13 protein-coding genes are annotated in these 24,898 nt (G+C 39.1%); 11 read left to right on the top strand and 2 right to left on the bottom strand.

The features are described from left to right. Window positions 1-36 precede the first annotated feature (36 nt). Entirely contained in the window at window positions 37-1,893 is a 1,857-nt protein-coding gene (locus HPE56_RS04905; protein WP_188242661.1) for a glycoside hydrolase family 13 protein, read from the top strand. Window positions 1,894-1,950: 57 nt separating this feature from the next. Here the strand turns inward: HPE56_RS04905 and HPE56_RS04900 are convergent, their stop codons facing one another. Then, entirely contained in the window at window positions 1,951-2,991 is a 1,041-nt protein-coding gene (locus HPE56_RS04900; RefSeq protein WP_188242660.1) for a LacI family DNA-binding transcriptional regulator, read from the bottom strand. Window positions 2,992-3,324: 333 nt separating this feature from the next. Here HPE56_RS04900 and HPE56_RS04895 point away from each other — a divergent pair, with 333 nt between their 5' ends. The 10 genes from HPE56_RS04895 (at window position 3,325) to HPE56_RS04850 (ending at window position 20,938) form a co-directional block, all read left to right on the top strand. Beyond that, window positions 3,325-6,387, top strand: a complete 3,063-nt coding sequence (locus tag HPE56_RS04895) for a SusC/RagA family TonB-linked outer membrane protein (protein WP_188242659.1) — start codon at window positions 3,325-3,327, stop codon at window positions 6,385-6,387. A gap of 17 nt (window positions 6,388-6,404) precedes the next feature. Continuing rightward, on the top strand, window positions 6,405-7,994 hold the full coding sequence (locus HPE56_RS04890) for a RagB/SusD family nutrient uptake outer membrane protein (RefSeq protein WP_188242658.1): 1,590 nt from the start codon (window positions 6,405-6,407) through the stop codon (window positions 7,992-7,994). Window positions 7,995-8,581: 587 nt separating this feature from the next. Then, window positions 8,582-11,941, top strand: a complete 3,360-nt coding sequence (locus tag HPE56_RS04885; RefSeq protein WP_188242657.1) for a VCBS repeat-containing protein — start codon at window positions 8,582-8,584, stop codon at window positions 11,939-11,941. Beyond that, window positions 11,934-15,185, top strand: a complete 3,252-nt coding sequence (locus HPE56_RS04880; RefSeq protein WP_188242656.1) for a VCBS repeat-containing protein — start codon at window positions 11,934-11,936, stop codon at window positions 15,183-15,185. Before HPE56_RS04885 ends, HPE56_RS04880 begins: the two co-directional genes overlap by 8 nt. An 11-nt stretch (window positions 15,186-15,196) precedes the next feature. After that, a complete protein-coding gene (locus HPE56_RS04875) occupies window positions 15,197-15,490 on the top strand; it encodes a hypothetical protein (protein WP_188242655.1) in 294 nt (97 codons plus the stop codon). 81 nt (window positions 15,491-15,571) lie between these two features. Beyond that, window positions 15,572-15,793 (top strand): hypothetical protein, encoded by a 222-nt coding sequence (locus HPE56_RS04870; protein WP_188242654.1) that lies wholly within the window; start codon window positions 15,572-15,574, stop codon window positions 15,791-15,793. A gap of 5 nt (window positions 15,794-15,798) precedes the next feature. After that, window positions 15,799-16,695 carry a GyrI-like domain-containing protein gene (locus HPE56_RS04865; RefSeq protein ID WP_188242653.1) on the top strand — a complete coding sequence of 299 codons (897 nt, stop codon included), beginning with the start codon at window positions 15,799-15,801 and terminating at the stop codon, window positions 16,693-16,695. 152 nt (window positions 16,696-16,847) lie between these two features. Further along, a complete protein-coding gene (locus HPE56_RS04860) occupies window positions 16,848-18,500 on the top strand; it encodes a sodium/sugar symporter (protein ID WP_188242652.1) in 1,653 nt (550 codons plus the stop codon). Between the two features lie 222 nt (window positions 18,501-18,722). Continuing rightward, window positions 18,723-20,075, top strand: coding sequence for a vanadium-dependent haloperoxidase (locus HPE56_RS04855; RefSeq protein ID WP_188242651.1), 1,353 nt, complete (start codon window positions 18,723-18,725; stop codon window positions 20,073-20,075). 5 nt (window positions 20,076-20,080) lie between these two features. Continuing rightward, entirely contained in the window at window positions 20,081-20,938 is an 858-nt protein-coding gene (locus HPE56_RS04850; RefSeq protein WP_188242650.1) for a hypothetical protein, read from the top strand. A 238-nt stretch (window positions 20,939-21,176) separates the two neighbouring features. On the opposite strand, the gene HPE56_RS04845 is transcribed toward HPE56_RS04850, so the two are convergent. Next, window positions 21,177-24,884, bottom strand: a complete 3,708-nt coding sequence (locus HPE56_RS04845; RefSeq protein WP_188242649.1) for a metallophosphoesterase — start codon at window positions 24,882-24,884, stop codon at window positions 21,177-21,179. Window positions 24,885-24,898: the final 14 nt, after the last annotated feature.

Raw genomic sequence — 24,898 nt, 5'->3', positions numbered from 1 at the left:
TAGAGTACTTTCATTTTTTAATACAATCCAAAACAGATGAAAAGAATCCTATTTTTTATTTCAATAGGCCTTCTGCAGTGTTCCATAGGCCTTGCCCAGCAACCCATAGATCGTGTTGAACCACCCAATTGGTGGATCGGAATGCAATACAATGAAATAGAGTTGCTCGTTTATGGACAGGAAATAGCCTCCTATTCCGTTTCATTGGATGAATACAAGGGGGTTACCTTAAAACAAATCAAACAGGTACCGAACAAAAATTACCTGTTTTTAGATTTGAAGATCGATGGGAATGCACGACCTGGAAACCTTACTATCCGATTTACTAAAAATGAAGCCGAACCCGTAATTCACTCCTACCCATTATTGAAAAGAGATCCGGAAAGCAAAAATGTAGCAGGTTTTAATTCCTCAGATGCCATTTACCTGATTACCCCGGATAGATTCGTCAATGGAGACCCTTCAAATGACAATGTAGATGGATTGAAAGAAAAAGCGAACCGTTCTTTTAAAGGTGGAAGACATGGTGGTGATGTACAAGGCATCGTAGAAAACCTTGACTATATCAAAAATTTGGGTTTCACTGCCATTTGGATCAACCCTATCTTGGAAAATGATATGGAAACCTATAGTTACCACGGTTATTCTACCACTGATTTTTATAAGGTAGACCCCAGGTATGGCAGTAATGAATCCTTTAAATCGTTATGTAAAACAGCTAGTGACAAAGGTATGAAGGTCATTATGGATATGATTGCCAACCATTGTGGATTGGATCATTGGTGGATGCAAGACCTACCATCCGAGGACTGGATCAACCAATGGCCAGAATATACTGAGACCAATCATAAAAAGACCGTTATCCTAGATCCCTATGCATCCAAAATGGATTATAAACAATTCTTCGATGGATGGTTCGTGCCTAGTATGCCCGATTTGAACCAACGCAACGAATCGATGGCCAAATACCTGATACAGAACACGCTTTGGTGGATTGAGTATTCCGGTATTTCCGGTATTCGAATGGATACTTACCCCTATCCCGACATGTATTTCATGAGCGACTGGACCAAAGCGGTGATGGATGAATATCCCAATTTCAATATTGTGGGGGAAGAATGGGTGACACGGCCAACCATAGTTTCCTATTGGCAAAAAGGAAAGAAAAACCACAATGGCTATACTTCTTATTTAAAGAGTCTTATGGATTTTCCATTACAAAATGCCTTGGTTACTTCATTGAACAAAGAAAAAACGTGGGCCTCATCCTGGACAGACCTTTACGAAACCCTAGGGCAGGATTATCTATATCCCGAACCCAATAACCTAGTGGTTTTTCCTGATAACCATGATATGAGCAGGATCTTCACCCAATTGAACGAGGATTTTGACAAATACAAATTGGCCCTGACTTATATTGCCACGGTTCGCGGTATACCACAAATTTATTACGGTACTGAAATATTGATGAAAAACCCCGGTACCGAAGACCATGGAATCATTCGGTCCGATTTTCCCGGTGGATGGAATAAAGACAAAGTAAATGCCTTTACGGGAAAAGGGTTATCCCCAAAAGAGAAAGAAGCACAGCAGTTCGTTCAAAAGTTGATGACTTGGAGAAAGAATTCACCTGTCATCCATCATGGTAAATTGATGCATTTTGCCCCTAAAAACCAAGATGAGATTTATGTACTGTTCCGATATGATGACAATCAAAAGGTCATGATTATTTTAAACAAGAACAACAAAGACATGGAATTGGACCTTAAACCCTATCAAGAAATTCTTGGTGATCAACTTACCGGAAAGGATATTTTATATGGTACTGAGTTCAATGGGGCCAAAAAAATACGGATCAAGGCCATGAGCTCAATGATCATTGAAGTAGAATAAGGCTTTCATATCCCAAATTTGTTAATCAAGAAGGGCAAAACGCCCTTCTTTTTGCCTCTATAAAACGGGAATTGCATTTATGGTGGATTCCCTTTCTATTAGGGTAGATTCAATAATCTCGGTTCGGCAGGGTTCTTCCTTTTCACTAAGCCCACTTTGGATCCTATCAATCAGCATTTTTGCAGCAATCTCACCCATCTGAAATCCGTGCTGCGCCATGGATGTAAGACCCGGTTTTGCGTATTTAGACAAAATACCATCGGTAAAACCTATAAATTCCATTTCTTCAGGTACATTGACGCCCTTTTTCTGAACGAGATTCATAGAATGGATAGCGAAAATTTCATTCACACACAAAACGGCATCGATATCTTGTGAATCGAAAAAAGTATTGATAAGGATTTCATCCAAATCCATAAAAGGCAATTTTAGAATAAGGGCCTCGTCCACAGGCAATCCGAATGATTCAAGAGCTTGTCTGTAGCCTGCCTCACGCCCTTGACTAACACTGAAATAATCCTCGGTAGTAATCAAGGCAATCTTTCTTCTACCGTTTTCGATAAATTTCATGACAGCATTATAAGCGGCTTCCCGGTCATTGATCAAAACCTTATCACATTCAATTTCATCGGTCACTCGATCAAATAAAACCAAAGGAATTTCCAATTCATTGATCCGTTTTAAATGATCAAAATGATTCTTTTTTTGTGTCTCCGCGGATAAGGCCATTATAAAACCGTCTACACTACCATTTGCCAACATTTCCATATTAACAACCTCCCTTTCAAGGGATTCATCAGTAACACAAGCAATAACATTATATCCATGCTTTTTTGAATACTGCTCTATACCCCTGAATACCGTAGTGAAAAAATAATGTACAATATCCGGTATGATCACCCCGATATTATTGGTTCGTTTATTTTTTAGGCTAATAGCAAGATTATTGGGCCTATAATTGTACAATTTTGCAAAAGCCTGAACCCTCTCTATCGTTTCAGCACCTATTTCATTACTGTTTTTTAGGGCCTTCGAAACTGTGGATATCGAAACACCCAACTCCCGGGCAATGTTTTTTAATGTCATCTTCCTTTTCATACTGAAATGCCCTCATTTTATGGTATCCACCGAAATTAATTACAAAATTTCCCGTATGAAAGTTAAGGTATTTTTGGTACTAAAACCTATATATTACCCACAAAAATAAAATGCATATATTTGAATCAAGATTGGATATCCCTATTTTTTTAAAACTATATTTATTTTATCCCCACTCCTCTAAGTCCATTTTTAGTATTATCACAAATAATTAAAGTTATCAACACGAAAACGTTTTCGTACTGTTTTGAATTTCCTACAACCGTTTTTTAACATTTATTTATATATATTTAGAAACTAGATTATAATTAACTCAACTTAAATCAATTCTTTATGAAGATTACATTACTTCGCAGCTTACTGCTTGTCGGGGCATTTATTTGCTTTGGATGGGCACAGGCTCAGGAGGTATCCGGAACAGTTTCGGATGCCAATGGTCCCTTACCAGGGGCAAGTGTTGTCGAAAAAGGGACAACAAACGGAACCCAAACCGATTTTGATGGTAATTTCACCATCAACGTTGGTGAAAATGCCACTTTGGTCATTAGCTATGTAGGGTTCAGTACTACGGAAATAGCTGTAAACGGACAAACCAATATCGTTGTTACGCTCGCTGAAGATGCCCAGGCATTGGAAGAGGTCATAATAATCGGTTATGGAACGACTACGGTCAAAGATGCAACCGGCTCTGTTTCCTCAGTTACCTCCAAAGATTTCAACCAAGGTGTTATTTCCTCACCTGAACAGTTGATTCAAGGTAAAACCTCCGGAGTCCAGATATCACAGTCCAGTGGTGAACCTGGTGCAGGTATAGCGCTGAGAATAAGAGGTACTGGATCGGTTAGAGGTAATAACAGCCCATTGTTTGTCATTGATGGTGTTCCTGTTTCCAATGAAAGTGTTTCCGCAAGTGGTGCGGATGTTGGAGCCGGAACCAGTGGCTCTAAAAACCCGTTGAATTTCTTGAACCCCAGTGACATTGAAAGCATGAGTATTCTTAAGGACGCCTCCGCTACTGCCATTTACGGTTCTAGAGGAGCGAACGGTGTTGTGGTTATTACAACAAAATCCGGAAAAGGTGGTGGAACAGATGGACAATGGGGCTTTTCCAGCACCTTGAATATTTCTAAGGCTGCAGACCGTTATGACCTTTTAACGACGCAAGAATTCATTGCCGCAGGTGGTGCTAACCTCGGTGGTGCAACCGATTGGCAAGACTTTTTATTCAGGACTAGTGCATCAACGGACAATAACTTGTCTTATTCCAGAAATTACGGATCTGGAAACATTAGGGCTACCTTCGGATATTCCAAACAATTTGGTATTATTGAAAACACAGATTTAGAACGTGTCACGGGCAGGATCAATTGGAACCAGAGATTCTTTGATGACAAGTTAAAGGTTGGTGTGCAAACAACTATTTCAAGAATAAATGACCATGCTCCTTTCATTAGTAGAACATCAGGAAGTACCGGGGATTTATTAGCTGCCGCCTATTACTCCAATCCTACGAGGAATGCAAATGCAAATTCTAGTGCTGCACCGGACAGAAATCCAGCAAACCTTTTGGCCTATTACGACGACAACACCCATACGGATAGATTTCTTGGGAATATATCTTTCGATTATTCCTTTACAGACGAACTTTCTGCAAAACTAAATTTAGGAGTTGACACATCAGAATCCACAAGGGGCCAAGTTGTAGGCCCTCAAATTCTTGCATTTGATAATGGTGCTGAGAATAATGGAAAGTCAGCAGTCAGTAATCTGGATACCCAAAACAATTTGATGGAGATCACAGTGAACTACAAGAAACAATTTGAAAATTCCAATTTGGACTTGCTTGTAGGTTATTCTTTTCAAGATTTCAATAGAAGTGGTCAAAATATTCTGGGGCAAGGCTATGGATCATCTGATTTAAACAGAATCGTAAGTTCTACTGAACAAACCTATGATGCCACCCAAAATCTTGCAAGCAATTACCAAGGTTATGGAATAGGAACCTTCCAAGACGATACGGCTGCTGGAGATCAATTCAGAACATTGGGACTGTTTCCGAATATTAACCAAAACACAGAAAGTTTACCTAATATTCCAATCGATGCCTTTTCAGTAGATACCTTTGACAATACAGACGAGTTACAATCGTTTTTTGGAAGAATGAATTACACGCTGTATGATAAATACTTGTTTACGGCCACCTTTAGGGCTGATGGTTCTTCAAAATTTGGTAGCAATAACCAATATGGATATTTTCCGTCTGCGGCTTTTGCATGGAAACTAAATCAGGAAGATTTTATAAATGAAGAAGTTTTTTCTACCCTTAAGCTAAGACTAAGCTGGGGTATTACCGGTAACCAAGATGGTCTTGGCTATGGTAATTTTGTCAACAGAACAAGATGGAAACAGCTAGGAATTGATGCCGGTTCCCTACTGTCTGAACCTGCTACCTCCGAGGTTGCTTTTGCGAACCCCGATCTTAAATGGGAAGAGACTGCACAATATGGTTTCGGTATTGACTTTGGTTTCGGCAATGACCGCTTTACCGCGAATATCGATGTATATAGAAAAGAGACAACGGATATCCTTTTAAATCTACCCGCAGTGCAGCCAGCCACTTCCCCTTTCGTTTTCCAAAACGTTGATGGTACTATCGTAAATCAAGGTATAGAATTGGGGCTGGATTATGATATTATAGCATCTGAAAATCTCAACTGGAATGCTAATTTTAATATCTCGTACAACGAAAATGAACTTACCGACTACAATGGTCCGAATATACAAGCGGGTAATTTATACGGCCAAGGTCTTTCTGGTAGTACTTCCCAAGTCTTAACAGACGGAAAGCCATTGTATACCTATAACCTTCGTTTGGTAGATGAAAATTACAATGTAGATGCCAATCCTACCATACTGGATAAATCCGGGCTCCCAAAAATCATTAGTGGATTATCTACTAGTGTAAATTACAAGAACTGGGATGCTTCCTTGTTTTTCTCAGGTCAATTTGGCTTTTATGTATATAATAATACGGCTAATGCACTTTTTGCATCGCCTCAGATAGGAAATAGGAATAATTTAAAAAGTGTTGTTGACAATGGGATTATCTTATCCGCAACGAACCCAAGTACCTTCTTCTTGGAAAAAGGAGACTTTGTCAGACTTCAAACGGCATCGATTTCCTACAATGTGCCTTTAAGCGGAGCGGGAATGTTCAAAAGTATGCGTTTAAGCGCCATTGGACAGAACCTGTTTTTAATCACTGATTATAGTGGGTTAGACCCAGAGGTTAGTACTTCTGACATCCCTGCAAATGGATTACCATCTGCTGCGATAGATTATCTTTCCTACCCAAGACCAAGAACATTTAGTTTTGGATTAAACGTTACCTTTTAAAAAACAAAAAAACAATTATGAAAAAAATAGTAAATTATATGTGTCTAACGCTCCCAATCGTCTTGATTTTTTCTTGTACCGATTTGGAAATAGAAGGGACAGACTCGTTGATTAGCGAGGGTTTTGCAGGTGTTGCCAATGTTGAAGGTGAGGTTGCAAATATTTCTAACATTATTGCTGGAGGAAATCTTGCAAATCAAGAAGGCCTTTTTGCTTTGAATGAAGTTTCTTCAGATGAATACATGGTGCCTACCAGAGGAACCGATTGGGGTGATAATGGCAGGTGGTTGTCTATACATAAACAGACATGGAACGAGGAACTTGCGGATATAGTTAAACCTTGGCAGGAGCTTAACAGTATAACTATTAATGCTACCCGTGTTATTAATGAGAAAAGTGTAAGTACTGCCGGTGGCGACGTAACTGAGTTAAAGGCTGAAGCAAGGTTTTATAGAGCTTGGGCTATGACTTGGATACTGGATATGTGGAGACAAGTCCCTTTTAGGGATGTTGATTTACCCAATAGTGAAATTCCAGAGGTGTTAACTGGGCAAGCTGCGATAGATTTTATAACAGCAGACCTGAATGCTGCACTAGTAGATCTTCCTGCAGTGACTGCCGGCGATGCTATTGGTTTAAAATCAGCACCTACCAAGGCTGCAGCAAACCTGTTATTGGCCAAACTCTATTTAAACAAACATATCTATTTAGGATCATCCCCAGAAGATACAGATATGCAAGTTGTCATTAACGCAGTAGATGAAATTACCGCAGATAACTATACACTAGCAGCTGCTGGAGACTTCTTTGACATCTTTAGACCTAGTAATGATGTAGAAACTATTTGGTGGTCCCCTGCTGATGTAGGGCCATCTATGTGGCATACACTACATTACAACCTTAACTCCCCCGACAATACTGGTGGTGGTTGGAATGGTTTTGCTACGCTCTCAGAATTCTATGATTCGTTTGAAGGGGATCCTAATACCAATTATGTAGGTGACGGACAAGAAGAACGAAGAGGATGGGTGCCAGATGCCACAACGGCAAATGCGGATAATCTTGGTATTGGGTATGGCTTCCTAATTGGCCAACAATATGAACAAGACGGAACACCGTTGACCGCAAGAGCAGAAGTAGGTAGTGTTCCTTTGGTCTTTACTAGAGAAGTTGAGAAAACAGAGTATACAGCTCCCGGAGATAATGCCCTATTGGAAACTTCTGGAATAAGAATGTTAAAATATCACCCTAATGAAGAAGGGGGAGCTAGCAGAAGACACCTTATTAGATATCGATATGCTGATGCCTACCTAATGAAAGCCGAGGCTATGTATAGAATGGGAAGTGATGTAACAACAATGATCAACGACCTAAGAAGTTTAAGAGGAGCTGAAGATTTAGCTTCAGCCGGTGAGGCAGAATTATTGGCAGAAAGAGGTAGAGAATTATACCAAGAATTGGCAAGAAGGCAAGACCTTATTAGATTCGGTCAATACTTGCGTGCATGGAATCTTAAAGATGCTGGTGACGCACATTTAGAGATATTTCCCATACCAACTGCTGATGTACTAGCCAATCCAAACTTAGTACAAAACCCAGGGTATTAGTATTTATCCATTACAATAATAAAACCCTGACGTTTAGCGTCGGGGTTTTTTTGCTTATGACCACCCTGCATGTATAGCTTTCCTTCAATCGAAAACCATCGAGCCTTTTCTTTGTTCTTGGCATCGATCGATTTTTATAACTTAGAATACTTTGATAAGTCGGTGTCAAAAGAACGCTACACGATTTTTAAAAATCACTTTTGGAAAAAGACTGATTTTCAACGATCCGTTATGTACTATGAACAAATGATCAACATTCATCGATAGCCTAAGGATTTTCGCTTCCAATGTTTTATTTAACTGGGTATGCATCAGGTTCCATAACTCTGATACTTGGTTGACACAATGAGTTAAATATTGGGATTTCACACCAAATTAGCCCCTTTTCAAGTAGGATAAAAACCTTAAGAACAGTAAATTTACGAAATGTCCTAAATAAGAATTCATTGGATTTTAACCCATAATTTTAATGAAATCAGACCGTATATAAAAACTTCAATATTTAGAATATAAATATTAATATAATTGGTCATTAAAATACTTTTGAATACAAAAAATAATTTGTTTAAAAAGCGCAAATAACAAACATGACAAAACAAAAAATCCTTAAAGTAGTAAGCTTTTTAATATTACTTTTTTTATATGTTTCTTGTACCACTAAGGCAAAAGTGGATCCAGGTAAGGACAGTAAGGACGATAAACTATTCTCATTACTTTCCTCTGAGAAAACTGGAATTGATTTTATAAATGAAGTGAAAAATCAGAAAGATTTCAACATCTTCAAATACCGCAATTTTTATAACGGGGGCGGAGTTGCAATTGGCGATATCAATAATGATGGTCTCGTGGATATTTACATGACCGCCAATATGGGAGACAACAAACTATATCTGAATAAAGGCAATCTTAAATTCGAGGACATCTCTTTGGCAGCAGGTGTCGTAGGCAACAAACCATGGTCTACCGGTGTCGCCATGGTCGATATTAATCAGGATGGCCTTTTGGATATTTATGTCAGTAATGCCGGAAACATGAAAGGTAACAATCATGATAATGACCTTTATATTAATAATGGGGACTTGACATTTACTGAAAAAGCAAATGAATACAACTTAGCTAAAACAGGCTTTTCTACACATGCCACTTTTTTTGACTACGACAAGGATGGGGACCTTGATGCATATATCTTGAACAATAGCAATATCCCGGTGAGCAGCTTAGGCTATGCAGAACAACGAGAAGTTAGGGCTCAGGATTGGGAGGGTGTTCCGGATATTTTTAAAGGTGTTGGCGACATGCTATTGAGAAATGATAATGGAAAATTCGTTGATGTCAGCGAAAAAGCAGGAATCTATGGCAGCCTTATCGGTTTTGGGCTGGGCGTAGTCATAACTGACCTGAACAAAGACCTATATCCTGACATTTATGTCTCCAATGATTTTTATGAAAGGGATTATTTATACATAAACAATCAAGATGGAACTTTCAGGGAAGAAATCAAGAAATGGACTTCCCACTTATCGTTATCCGCAATGGGAGTGGATATGGCCGATATCAATAATGATGGCAATGTTGAGATTTTTATTACGGATATGTTGCCGGAAGAAGACAAACGCGTAAAGGCGGTAATGGAGTTCGAAGGATACAATGTTTATAAATTAAAACAGAGTAAGGATTTTTATCAGCAATACATACAAAATACACTACAACTAAATAACGGTAATGGCTCATTTTCAGAAGTCGCCTATTATAGCGGCGTTGATGCCACTGATTGGAGTTGGGCAGGATTGTTGTTTGACATGAACAATGATGGATTGCGGGATATTTATATTACCAATGGCATTAATCACGATCTTACCGACTTGGATTTTATTGATTTTTTTGCGAATAAGATCATTCAAAGGATGGTATTGACGGGTAAAGAGGAATCAATAGATTCCATTATCAATAAAATGCCCATAAGACCCCAACCTAATTACGCATATAAGAACAATGGCGATATTACGTTTTCCAACGCCAATTCTGATTGGGGTTTTGAAAAACCAAGCATGTCAAACGGAGCTGCCTATGGGGATCTTGATAATGATGGGGATCTCGATATTGTGGTCAACAATGTTAATATGCAAGCTTTTGTCTATGAAAACAAAACCAATGAACAGCTAACGAACAAGTATTTAAAAATCCATTTTGAAGGATCGGACAAGAATAAATTTGCGGTAGGCACTTCGGTTCTACTTTATGCCGAAGACAAGGTATTCCTACAAGAGTTGAATCCGTTTAGAGGATTTCAATCCTCAATGGATTATGGAATGACCATAGGTTTAGGAAATATTGCGGTATTGGACTCTATCAGGGTTATTTGGCCAGATGACAGCACACAAAAGCTGCTTTCGATAAATACGAATCAAACCCTTAATCTAAAAATTTCGGAAGCTACCGGAAAGTATACTCCAACAAAGGAAAATAACATCAAACCTCTGTTAAAGGAATTGTCAAATGCACCCCTGGTTACCCACAAGGAAAACAATTACCGTGACTTTGACAATGAAGGCCTGATCAATAAATTACTCTCTCAGGAAGGTCCCTCACTGGCGGTAGCAGATGTTGACGGGGATGGAAATGAAGACGTTTTCATTGGAGGTGCTAAAGGCATGCCAGGTGTTGTATACAAACATTCTGGTAACGGAAAATTAAGTCCCAGTAAACAACCTGCATTATCATCCGATGCAACATATGAAGATACTGCTGCCGCATTCTTTGATGTAGATGGAGATAATGATATGGATTTAATGATTGGATCTGGTGGTAATCAAGTTGGTGAAGAACAAACTTATCGTGCCAGATTATATCTGAACAATGGCAAAGGTGTTTTTGAAAAATCAACACAACAACTTCCCTCTACATTTAAGAACATATCCACAATAAATCCTTTCGATTTTGATGCTGATGGAGATATCGATGTATTTATTGGCTCAAGAAGTGTTGTAGGTACCTATGGGGTTGACCCTAATCATCTTTTCTTGGAAAACAATGGCAAAGGCACCTTTACAGATGCTTCAGAAAGACTGGCATATGACTTAAAAGATGCCGGTATGATTACAGATGCATCATGGTCCGATATCGATGGGGATAGCATAAAAGACCTTGTAACCGTTTCTGAATGGGGAACCCCGAGAATCTATAAAAACTCTGGTAGGCGCCTGTCCCTATTAAAGACTTCATTGGATAGCCTTTATGGTATGTGGAATGTTGTTGAAACCGCTGATTTGGATGGTGATGGGGATCAAGATCTCGTTTTAGGGAACCAAGGAAACAACCTACACTATAAACCTTCGATACAAAATCCGATGAAAATGTGGATCAACGATTTTGATAACAATGGCACCATTGAGCAAATCGTAACGCAAAATATTGATGGGAAGGATTATCCCATACATCAGAAAAAAGAATTGACCCAGCAAATTACATTGTTAAAGAAACAGAATTTAAGAGCCTCGGAATATGCGATTAAAACAGTCAATGAATTGTTTTCAAATGAAATAATTCAAAATTCAATTGTAAAATTATCCTCTATTTCCGAATCCGTAATCGCTGTCAATGATGGTGGTGGCAAATTCACGATTATTAAACTACCCTACAAGGTTCAACTCTCCTGCGTATGTGGTATTACATGTACAGACGTCAATAATGATGGTAATTTAGATTTAATCTTGGGAGGCAACAACTTTGAGTTTAAACCGCAATATTCTAGATTGGATGCCAATTATGGTAGTATCCTATTAGGTGATGGGAAATTAAGTTTTGAATGGCAAGATTACAACATGAGCGGATTGTTCGTTCGGGAGGAGATAAAACATTTAAGACAATTCAAGGATAAAAAGGGTAAAATCTACCTAGTTGCGGCTATAAATGATAGTAAACCAAAAATATTTACCATTAATGAATAATTCCTTTTTTAGAATAGTTGTTGTCTCATTACTTTTTGTAGGATGTACCGATAAAGAAGGGACATTATTTAGAACTCCAGACAAGCTTCAAACCGGTATCACCTTTACGAATGTTTTAACCGAAACAGAAGACCTGAATATTTTGGATTATTTATATTTCTACAATGGTGGAGGTGTAGCCATCGGGGATATCAATGGGGATGAACTTCCTGATATTTTCTTTACCGGCAACCAAGTGAAAAACAAATTGTACCTTAATAAAGGAAACCTGCAATTTGAAGATATTACGCTTTCTGCGGGTGTAGAGGGCAATAGCACCTGGAACACTGGGGCAATAATGGGCGATGTCAACGGTGATGGATTATTGGATATTTATGTATGTGCGGTTGTAGGCATTAAAGGATTCAATGGTTACAATGAACTTTATATAAATAATGGAAATGCAACGTTTACCGAAAGTGCATCAGAATATGGTCTCGATTATGATACCTACAGTTCTTCCGCAGCTTTTCTTGATTATGACCTGGATGGTGATTTGGATATATACTTACTCAACCATGCGATACACACCCAGGAATCTTTCGGAAACTCCAACATACGACTTAAAAGAAATTTTCAGGCAGGTGACAAACTTCTTCGAAATGATAATGGAAAATTCACCGATGTCAGTGAAATTGCGGGTATTTATGGAGGTATAAATGGTTATGGACTAGGTGTCGCTGTAGCCGACTTCAACCAAGATGGCTTTCCGGATATTTATGTTGGCAACGATTTCCAAGAAGATGATTATTATTATATCAACAACACTGATGGAACATTTACCGAGAGTTTAAAAAAGTATTTTGGGCATACCACCCGCTCTTCAATGGGAAATGATGTGAGTGATATCAATCATGATGGATGGCCAGATATCATTTCATTGGATATGCTTCCAGAAGACGAAAAAGTATTGAAATCTTCAGAAAACAGCACTGATATACAGATCCAAAAAATGAAAATTGAACGTTTTGGATATCACTATCAATTTGAACGAAACATGCTATTTTTGAACCAACCCCATAGTACCTATACGGAAATTGCCTTAATGTCCGGTGTAGCAGCGACAGATTGGAGTTGGAGTGCCTTGTTTGGGGATTACAATCAGGATGGAGAACAAGACCTTTTTATTGCCAATGGCATTCCTAAACGCCCTAACGATCTTGACTATATTAATTTCCTCTCTAATGACCAAATCAGGACTAAAATCAATAACACAAAATTAGTTGACCCAATAGCATTGGATATGATGCCCTCAGGAGCTGTACATAATTATATATTCAAAGGGAATGAAAATCTACATTTTGAGGACATGTCGGCCAATTGGATAGTCAACGATACAATAATCTCTGGAGCAACGGCCATTGGAGATTTGGACCTGGATGGTGATATCGATATTGTAACCAATAACATTAATCTCCCCGCGACGGTATATATCAACAAGACCAATGCAAATGCCAATTACCTTAAGATAAAGTTCAATTATAAAAAACCCAATAAGTTCGGGATTGGAACTAAAGTCTTTTCATACGATCAAGGTAAATTACAATATAAAGAGCTCTATACCGCTCGAGGATTTCAAGCTTCCTCTGAACCTATAATCCATTTTGGGTATGGTATAGCAAATAAAGTCGATTCGTTAAAAATAATATGGCCAGACAAGTCTTATCAGGTGGTAAAAAACGTAAGCCTAAACAAGACCATTACGATTACGCCAGAAAACACAGCACCATTTGATTACGCCTCATTAAACCCTAAGGCCAAACAGCTGTTCAATAAAATAGAAGACAAACTAGGTGTAGATTTTATCCATATCGAGGATAATTATATAGATTTCAACAGACAGAAATTAATCCCGTACCAACTTTCCGATCGGGGACCTGCCACGGCAATTGGTGATTTAAATAATGACAATAAGGATGACATCTTTTTTGGAGGATCAAAGTTCCACTCGTCTAAAATTTATTTTCAAACAGATTCAGCTTTTGTAGAAAGAAGGATAATGGAAATCGCAAAGGATTCTGTAAAAGAAGATATTAGCGCCGTTATAGAGGATTTTAATTCGGATCACAAACCAGATTTGTTTATAGGAACTGGTGGAGCTGATTTTTATGGTCAAATGAAACCTTTAAGCGATAGTTATTACACTCAAAAAAACGATGGTTTTGAGCATCAACCCTTACCTGTATATTTTGAGAACGCTTCTACACTTAAGCCTTATGATTATGATGGGGATGGAGATTTAGATCTGTTTTTGGGGAATCAGGTGATTACCAATGATTTTGCTAAAACCCCTAATTCCTATCTTTTAAAAAACAACCAAGGAAACTTTACCATTGTCGACAATCCAGAGCTTCAACATGCTGGTATGATTACCGATGCTTTATGGGATGACTTTGATAATGACGGGGTAAAAGACCTTATTGTGATAGGGGAATGGATGTCACCAAAATTTTTCAAAAACAAGAATGGGGAATTATCCCAAGTGAGCCTCCTAGACAAAAAATTGAACGGTCTTTGGCAGAGTATCGCACCTTTCGATATCGACCAAGATGGGGATATTGATTATCTTTTAGGGAATTGGGGGGCCAATAGCAAATTCAAAGCTTCGGAAAAATCGCCGATGAAAATGTACTATGATGATATAGACGATAATGGAAGTACTGAAACTATTGTCGCCATAGAGAAAAATGGGAAATACTATCCTATTGAAGGGTTGGATGCCTTGGCTGTCCAAATGGAGTATCTTAGAAAAAAATTCGTCACATATTATAGTTTCGCGGGAAAATCGATTGATGAAATCTGGGATAGTAAAACTTTAAACAAGGCAACTGTTCTTGAAGTTAATGAATTGCGTTCCGGGTATCTTGAAAATAACAACGGCAATTATTCATTCGTCCCCTTTACTGACATGTTACAAGTCTCCCCAATAACAGCCATGTTAATATTCGATTTTGATTCTGATGGTAAAAAAGAAGCTCTTTTGGCTGGTAACTATTTTGGTGTAAAACCTTTTCATGGCAGATTTGATTCATTTTCCGGGGCCTTGGTTAAAAGCAAAAATGATATCGCATTAGGAGATAATCTTGGCTTGGATTTAACCCTAAAGTCCGTACGACATCTGAATATCATAAACTGGAACAATCGGGATTATTTATTGGTAACCATAAATAATGACAGTATTCAAGTATATGGATTGATAAAGTAATTGACAGAAATATGAAAAACATAAATCCTCAATTAACTACTTTAATAGTTTATAACAATATTAGCAAGTCCGTGTTTATACCTAAAGAAAGGACAACAACCTTACGGGATAGATTTGATGGGGTTTGGAGCAACACCAATTTGGAACCGGTCAATGACCCTAAGGAATATGCCATAACAGTCAATGTTCTTCAAAACAAATGGATGAATACTGACAATTCTGACCAAACCCTTAGGATGCCGAAATATTCGGGGGGGGCACCAATGGTTTTTCTAGACGACAACCAACACCGCCAGCATTCATGAATGGCATCAAAACCATTGAAATAAAATATACCTGAATGCAATAGTTTCCCTTAGTCAATTTTAACCATCCTCCCATTTTCAATGAAAAAAGGAACAGATTTCCACAAAGCATCCAAGGATGTCCATGACATGGGGATGAATATTGCCGAAAGCAGTGACACCTCCTTCGATAAGAAAATTTATGTACATAAAAACCATACAATAGCAGTTTCCAAATGCTGGGATGAAAAACACGGGAATTTTGGGATATTCAACAGGAACAATCTTAAAATGAATTCAAATCAATATTTTAAATCAACTTAAAAGAAATGAAGAAAATCATTTTTTATATAGGAATCATCCTTATCGGAACCACTATTTGGTATTTATTCATCAAACCTCACGATTATCAGGTTAATTTCAAGGCCAAAACATTTCCTGGACCGATTAATCAAATGATCAAGACTTGGAGTAGTACCAGTGATAATTCAGAATTACTCGAAAGTGGCAACGAAGATTTATTGGAGTTGAAACAACAATTTCAATTCGGGGATTCCATCCATATTTATACATGGAATATTATTCCTGAAACAGACTCAACCTCAAATGTGAAGGTATATGCTAAAGATTTTGAACATAGCTTTAAGAATAAGCTAGCTATACCATTTTCAGATACCGATTTTGAAAAACGAACTCGAAAAAACTTAATTGATTTTAATAAATTATTGAACGAACATATTTCCCAGTTCAAAGTAAAGATAATTGGTGAGGAAGAAATCAACTCAACTTATTGCGCTTGTACCACTCAAACGACAACCCAGTTTGGCAAAGCAAGAGGCATGATGAAAGACTTTCCTTTATTGGATGGTTTTCTTGTGAAAAATGGACTGAAATTAAATGGCAGACCCTTTTTGGAAATCACCTATTGGGATAGGGTTAAAGACAGTATAACATTTAACTTTTGTTATCCAATTATAAAACCTGAAACATTACCACAACACCCAGAATTAACCTATAAGAACTTCCCTTCCCAAAAGGCAATCAAAGCTGAATATTACGGCAATTATATTACCTCAGACAGGGCTTGGTATGCCTTATTGGATTACGCCAAAAATAAAAATTTAAAGATAGAGGCATTACCTGTTGAAGTTTTCCACAATAACCCCAATATGGGTGGGGATGCACTCAGATGGAAAACCGAGGTTTATTTACCTTTAATCAAATAATAGTCTGGCTTTTCTTACAGGGTAGTCCGACTTATGAAAGATTAAATAGAAAACATAAAAGATTCATATGTTTAATCGATAAAAATCAGTTATTTTGATACTTCGTTTAATTTAATCGATTTCCAAATAAAATCAAACCAACCACAACCAACATGACTTCAGCTTTCGGATTTTGGGATTACTTTATATTTATTTCATACGCCCTATTAATACTTGGTGTTGGCCTATGGGTCTCAAGGGACAAAAAGGGCCATCAAAAAAATGCGGAAGACTACTTCCTCGCTAGTAAATCCTTGCCTTGGTGGGCCATCGGGGCCTCTTTGATCGCTGCGAACATTTCCGCCGAGCAGTTCATCGGTATGTCGGGTTCGGGTTTTGCTTCAGGACTGGCGATTGCCTCCTATGAGTGGATGGGGGCTTTGACCTTGATCATAGTCGGCAAGTTCTTTCTCCCTGTTTTTATTGAGAAGGGATTATATACGATTCCTGAGTTTGTCGAAAAAAGATATTCCACAAACTTAAAGACCATTTTAGCTGTCTTCTGGATAGGTCTTTATGTATTTGTCAATCTTGCTTCCGTTCTATACCTAGGTTCTTTGGCTCTTGAAACGATAATGGGTATCCCCATGCTTTATGGTGTCATCGGACTTGCCCTTTTCGCAGCCGCCTATTCACTTTATGGTGGTCTTTCCGCCGTTGCATGGACCGATGTTATACAAGTGGTTTTTTTGATTCTCGGTGGATTGGTCACTACCTATTTGGCCTTAAATACTGTTTCGGGGGGGGAAGGCGTCATTGAAGGTTTTAAAATAGTATATGAAACCGCACCGGAACGATTTGTAATGATTTTGGACGAATCACATCCAGAATACAGGAACCTGCCTGGTATTGCCGTTCTTGTCGGAGGTTTATGGGTTGCCAATCTCTATTATTGGGGATTCAATCAATATATCATTCAACGTACGTTAGCGGCCAAATCGTTGAAGGAAGCCCAAAAAGGGATCCTATTGGCTGCCTTTTTAAAATTAATACTTCCTTTGATCGTGGTCATTCCCGGAATTGCCGCTTACGTTATCATCAATGATCCTGAAATAATGGCCCGTTTGGGTGATGTAGCCCAGCATAACCTACCTTCACTGGGTCAAGCCGACAAAGCCTATCCTTGGCTACTCCAATTTCTACCGACCGGATTAAAAGGTATCGCATTTGCAGCCTTGGCTGCCGCCATAGTGTCCTCCCTAGCTTCCATGCTCAACTCTACGTCCACGATTTTCACCATGGATATATACAGGCAATACATCAACAAAAACGCAAGTGATAAGGCCACCGTAACAACCGGAAGGATTTCCGCCGGGGTTGCCCTATTGATTGCCGGTATAATGGCACCTTTATTGGGAGGTATCGACCAAGCATTTCAATTTATCCAAGAATATACGGGGGTTGTAAGTCCTGGTATCCTTGCAGTATTCTTATTGGGACTTTTCTGGAAAAAAACAACCAACAAAGGTGCTATTATCGGTGCGTTGGCATCCATTCCCATCGCCATGTTTTTTAAGGTAGGACCCAAAGGATGGTCAACCAATCCACTATTCGTGGATATTCCTTTTATGGATCAAATGGGTTATACGCTAATATTGACCATGCTTGTTATTGCAACGGTAAGTCTTATCCAACATCATGGGAAAAATGACGAAAAAGGAATTCCTTTGACCAAAGCATTGTTCAAGACCAGTCCTACATTCAACATTGGTGCATTTGCGGTCATGCTGATTTTGGTGGTCTTGTACAGTCTCTTTTGGAAATAGGAAGACCTCCAAAATCCAATAACTATTCTTAAGGTACATGGTTTTGACTATTTCAAATGTTTCCCTTGGTTATTGGTCATTATTATATGGATTATTGTACTATACCGGAAAGCTTGATTGAAATATTAACATTTTCTATATTTCAAGTCCATCGGGATTTTTTAAATTGCTAAACTATCCCATTGAAAGTCTAATGGGACTCCAATTGAAAATTGAAAAATAATGAATAGATTTTTTTCCTTAATGACCGTTATCACGCTTCTTGTTTCCTGCGTTGATAAAAAAATGGAAGAACCTTTGGTCATAAGTCCAGAAGAATTGCATGCCTCAGTGGATAGGGTTACCGAAATCATGATCCACGATATTTTCTCACCCCCTGTGGCCAGTAGGGTTTTTGCCTACCCTAATATTGCAGCCTATGAGATCATTGCGCTAAACAATGATAAATATGTTTCTTTGGAAGGCCAAGTAAAGGAACTTACGGCCATTCCCAAACCAGACGGCAACAAACCTATCAATTATCAACTGGCCGCGTTGGTAGCCCATATGGAACTGAGTAAAAAATTGATTTTCTCAGAACAGGATTTAGAAGTGCTCAGGGATAGTCTTTACAATGTTTGGAAGGATAAAAATGAAACTACCTTTTTGGCATCCAAGGACTATGGATTGGAAGTTGCCGACCATATTGCTAAATGGATGAACAAAGACAATTACAATCAAACCCGGACCATGCCTAAGTTTACGGTAGACACCGATGACGAGACACGTTGGCAACCCACCCCACCGGCCTACATGGATGGTATTGAACCGCATTGGGATAAGATCCGCCCTTTTGTCTTGGATTCCGCCCAACAGTTCAAGCCCATACCGCCACCGGAATTCTCATTGGAAGAAGGCTCTGCTTTTTATAAGGAAATGAAGGAAGTTTACGATATAGGAAATGAAATAACAAAAAAGGGTGATGAATCCGAAGAAATCAAAATGGCCCAATTCTGGGATTGCAACCCTTATGTTTCGGTTACCCGGGGCCACTTAATGTTTGCCACTAAGAAAATCTCCCCAGGGGCACATTGGCTTGGCATTGCCAAAATAGCCAGTAGAAAAACCAATAGTGATTTTGACCAAACGGTTTATGCCTATACCAAAACCTCTATGGCGATAGCAGATGCCTTTATAAGTTGTTGGGCGGAAAAATACCGAAGTAACCTAATACGGCCCGAAACCGTTATCAACCAACACTTGGATGAGGATTGGAAGCCCGTATTACAAACGCCTCCTTTTCCTGAGTACACTAGTGGACATAGCGTCGTCTCTGGAGCCGCGTCTGCGGCCTTAACCGATATTTTTGGTGATGATTTCGCGTTTGATGATGATTCCGAAGTACCCTACGGCCTCCCCATTAGAAGCTTTACCTCTTTTAACCAAGCCGCTACGGAGGCTGCATACAGCAGAATGTACGGTGGCATCCATTATAGGGCGGCCGTGGAGGTCGGTATTAAACAAGGGAGTGATCTTGGCCAATTTCATCTGCAAAAATTAAAAATGACCACTGATAAGGATTTGGTTTCGAAGTGAACGAAATGTGGAAATTACCAATAACCCTGCTTTCAGTATGTTTGCTCAACAGTTGTGCCAACTACAGTCAGCTCACCTATGTGGCAAAGCTTCCAAAAAAACTAAAAGAGAATTCGGGTATGGTTACCCTGAACGACTCCCTAGTTTGGTTGGTTGAGGATCATGGCAACAAGAACTTAATCTATCAAGTAGACCTTCAAGGAAACCTGCTTCGGGAACTAAAAGTTGACAACGCCCATAACGAAGACTGGGAAGACCTGACAAAGGACTTAAACCAAAATGTGTTTATTGGGGATTTCGGGAATAACGACAATAAAAGAAAAGACCTTACCATTTATAAAATCCCAAATCCTGAGATAGCAAAAGGCAAAAAAATAAAGGCCGAAAAAATAAAATTCAGTTATCCGAACCAAAAGGAATTCCCCCCTTCAAAAGTCGAAATGAATTTTGATGCCGAGGCCTTTTTCCATTATAACGATGCCTTTTATATCATTTCCAAAAACAGGACAAAACCTTTTACGGGGATAGCCTCGATCTATAAAGTCCCGGCAAAGCCCGGAACGTACAAAGCAGCGTCCGTAGGTGAATTTTTTACATGTAAACAAGAAGGGGAATGCAGGGTCACAGCCGCGGATATTTCCCCCGATGGATCTACCATTGCTTTATTGGGATATGGCAAGTTATGGTTGTTCTCTGCCTTTGAATTGGACGATTTCTCTAAGGGAAAAATGAAGACCATTGACCTAGGAATCTCGACCCAATTGGAATCTATAAGTTTTTTGGATAATGAAACTTTGTTGCTCTCTGATGAAGTAAGGGGAAATTCGGGCGGCAACCTGTATTCCATTAAAATTTCAAAATAAAATTATGGAGGTCAGTAGTTAGTTACTTATTGAATTTTGCAAATTTTGTGCTGAATGTCAGGTTGAGCGCAGTCGAAACCTATTTGTTGTGACCAAAAAGTTCTCGACTGCGCTCGAACGGACAGATAGGCGTTTTCTAATCATTAATTGCCAATATCCTATGATTTTGTTTTGGGAAGTATTTATCTACTGACCGCTATAAAAATATATTAGCACATCGATTCTTAACCCCTAAGACTTAAAACCCAAAACCCAACCCAAAGGTAAACCGGGCACCATCATCACTATCAAATAAAGCAAAGGTCATGGACAATATATCGGCAGCATTCAAGAAAAACCCTCCGCCATATGAAGTATGCCAGGTATTGGAATCGTAATCCGGCAACCATACACGGCCATAATCAAATCCTCCGTAAATACCCATATTCACAGGCAAAAGCCCTGTCTTCATTCGTTTGAAACTATACCTTAGATCCGTATTCTGATAGAATGATTTTTTTCCTGAAAACCTTTGGTTTCTATACCCTCTTAGACCATCCAATCCCCCAATAGTGGCCGCTTGATAAAACTCATAAGAATCGCCTATATTAAAATGGGCCTTCCATTTGGTCCCAAGGACCAATTTACCACTTGGAACCAATTTGTAATCGAATGACAGACTTGGAACCACATATCCAAATCCTTGTGCACCATGCTCAAAACCGGTCTTATACCCAACAAGAAGTGAAGTAGACATTCCCATTGTTGGGAAAGCAACATTATCGGTATTGGAAAAAGAATATTCCATATCGGCCCCAACGAAATTTTTACTGTTTTCCTCACCGCTGGCCACGTAAAACGTATTTACATACCTATCCCTGGTTTCCTCAACCTCAACACTTTCATAATTTATACCAAAACGCAATTTCGACCCTAAGTCTCCCCGCCATACAATAGAAGGGGTAAGGGCCAAAGTCCTTAATTTTACCCGGTTATAATCCTTTCCAAAATCATCATCAAAATTATCCGTTTCATTACCCCATCCAAAAAAATTGATACTGTAATTGGGACTGGTGAATTTTGCCCCTAAAATTAAATTCGCTTTGCCAAATACGTGCGCAAATTCTCCCTTATATCCAAAATCATAGCCATTGGTAGCAAAATAAAAGGCTGCATTAAAAGTATGCTGGCTGGTAAAAGGATGTTGATGAAAACCATTAAAGGTATAAATATTGGTAAACCCGATTTTAAATCCGTCATCAGGATTGGAACCTAGTGTCGGTATAATTTGATTCGTACTCTTTTTATACTTAATGGGTTGATAGGTATTGGTCTCATACTCGTTGGTTAATCGCAACTTGGCAGACCCTACTTCCTTAAATGTGTTCTTTTTTGCTTTCTGGTCGTAGATATAGACCCTTTTACTGTTATTTACCAAATATACATCGTTATTCTGGCCACCGACCAATCGCACTTTTATTGCCCCTGTTTTTCCTTCAACCTCAAACTCATCATCATCATCCAGGCCGTAAATCCATATCTCTTTGGTAATTTTGGAATCAAAGTCCTTTTTAAAAAAGACATCCGATTTTTTCCCTTTCTTAATTCGTTGCCCAACGACTTGGACCTGGCCATTCGCTCCTTGGGTAATTGTAAAAAAATCATCCTTATCGGTACCGGTCACCATGGCATACTTATTAAGTAAGCGAAAATATTCAGTAGCTGTTTTGGACAGATTTTCCTTCCGAGCCAATAGTACTTTTTTCATTCTAGCAAGGTTCCCATCACGTACGGCTTCCGGAAAAGCTTTGAACGCTCTATCGATGACCTCACTTGTTATGTTATCTTGAATAAAATGAGCCTGTTTCAACCATTGATCACTTGTGGTCTCTGATAAAAGCACCATATCCAAGGCATGGGCTTTAGGCGACCCGTTAAATCCCTTGACACTTCGTATTTCCTCATTAAAACCTTCCATAAGTGTAAGTCCCGGAACAATACGGGTCAGCAGGTTCATCAATGGACCATCACCCATTATCGAAAAGACTTGGTCACGATCTCTGGGCACAGGCCTATAAATAACCTTTCCCTTTTCTATATCCTTAAAACGGGCCCATCGCCATTGGTCGGTATGCCTATCCCAATCTCCAATCATCATATCGAACAATCTTGCCTTCAGATAGGCTTCCTCATCGACTTGATATTTTTCATCCTTCCTGAGGTTTTTCAACATATCATCAGTGCTATCCATTTTATTTGAATAACCAAAGCTTTTTTGGTCTCCATGGCCGTCGTCAGTACGTTCCTCGATCATATATAGCTCATCGCCAAATTCATCGGTGTAATCTTTTATCGCATCCTGCTTTGGAATGTAATACAGTTTTGGATTGGTATGGTAAATACCAACCGCGTCGGACAATTCACCCACCGTAAAGGGCGCATAAGGATGGGCACCCGTATAAAAGTCCTCCAAAATACTTTCGGTAAAGGTGCCTTCAAATTCACCTACCACATATTGCTCTTTAAAAGCCATGGCCTGTAGATATATTTCAGCACTTTTTCTCAAGGCCCTCATAACATATTCCCGGCCCTTTTGATCAACCAATCTCAGTGACCGCGACTGGTGCCCTCCACCTTTTCTCTTAACTGTCAACCCCCCAAACAACGTGTCCAGATCCACAGTAGGGGCCGTGACTTTCTTCGCATAAACATCGCGGTATCGTTCACCCCATATGGTCTTGAACAACTTACTTTTATCCACTTCCTCCTCGGTATAGACCGAAGCTTGTACTTCCGCAGGAAATGTTTTGGGGTAATCATGGCTTCCCGTATTCTTATCCGAAGGCAATACCTCTGTGCTATATAGAAACTCTTCTTCCCCATTGGGACCTACCCCATAATATTTAATTCTTGAAGACCCATCGCTATAGACCTCTAAAATAGCATAACCCATTTTCCCTGTAGAGAACTTGCTCCCATTGATCAAACGGGTAGCACCTTCCTTGGCTCCTGCCCCACTCACTATCTGGGGGGTATTGTCCTCTACGATGTATTGTAAGGTGTGCTCATGCCCAGAAGCCAAGATTACCTTCTCGGAGTATTGCGCAAGGGTGACAATACGTTTTCTAAGTTCCCTATAATTTTTATTGTTAAGATCTTCAGGGGCACCTGTGGTCTTACGCAACAGACTGATCAAGCTTCCGATGATCGGTAATGGTAATTTATTCCCTAAAGGATATAATTGTTTTTTAAGGGAAAACTGTCCGCCATGGGGACCATAACTGAACATAGGATGGTGTAGGGCGATAAGGGTGGTTTTATCCGCATTTTTTTTGATCAGCCCCTCTAACTCCTCAAAGAACTTTTCCCTATCCTTAATTTCACAGTTATCGTTCATCGTAGGGTTCTTATCCCAATCGGCAAGGTACCATTCCGTGTCAATGGCGATGACAACGACATTATCATTTATATCGATTTTTTGAATGGCACAGCCATCCTTGGGAAAAAAGACCTCCTTGTTATCCAATGTTTTTTCAATGAACTTTTGTTCCCGTTCCAAACCTTTGACCCCTTCGTTGTACCAATCGTGGTTTCCAGGAATAAAAATAGGATTCCCTTTAAAACCATCCAAGGTATTCAATTGGGCCATAATATTGTTTTTGGCCACAAGGTAGGCGGTCGTGGAATCTTTCTTATGAGGCATTCCAGCTGGGTAAATGTTGTCTCCCAGAAAAATTGCAGTGCTATTGGTACCCGCTTGCCCCAATCTTACCTTAAAAAGTTTAAGGGCCGGATTCATATCCCCCATAGGGGACTGACCTGCATCGCCAATTAAATAAAAGGTATGGGAAACCTCCTTTGCCACAGGTATATCTTCCTTCACCGGTTCATCGGCATATTTAGGTTTATAAGTAGCACAACTGCTCGCTATCAAAAACAAAGTGATCAGAAAGTAATATTTATGCATATTAAATCAAGTGA

The sequence above is a fragment of the Maribacter aquimaris genome (assembly GCF_014596745.1).
GTDB classification, from domain to species: Bacteria; Bacteroidota; Bacteroidia; order Flavobacteriales; family Flavobacteriaceae; genus Maribacter_A; species Maribacter_A aquimaris.
This window is presented reverse-complemented; position numbering and strand designations above follow the sequence as displayed.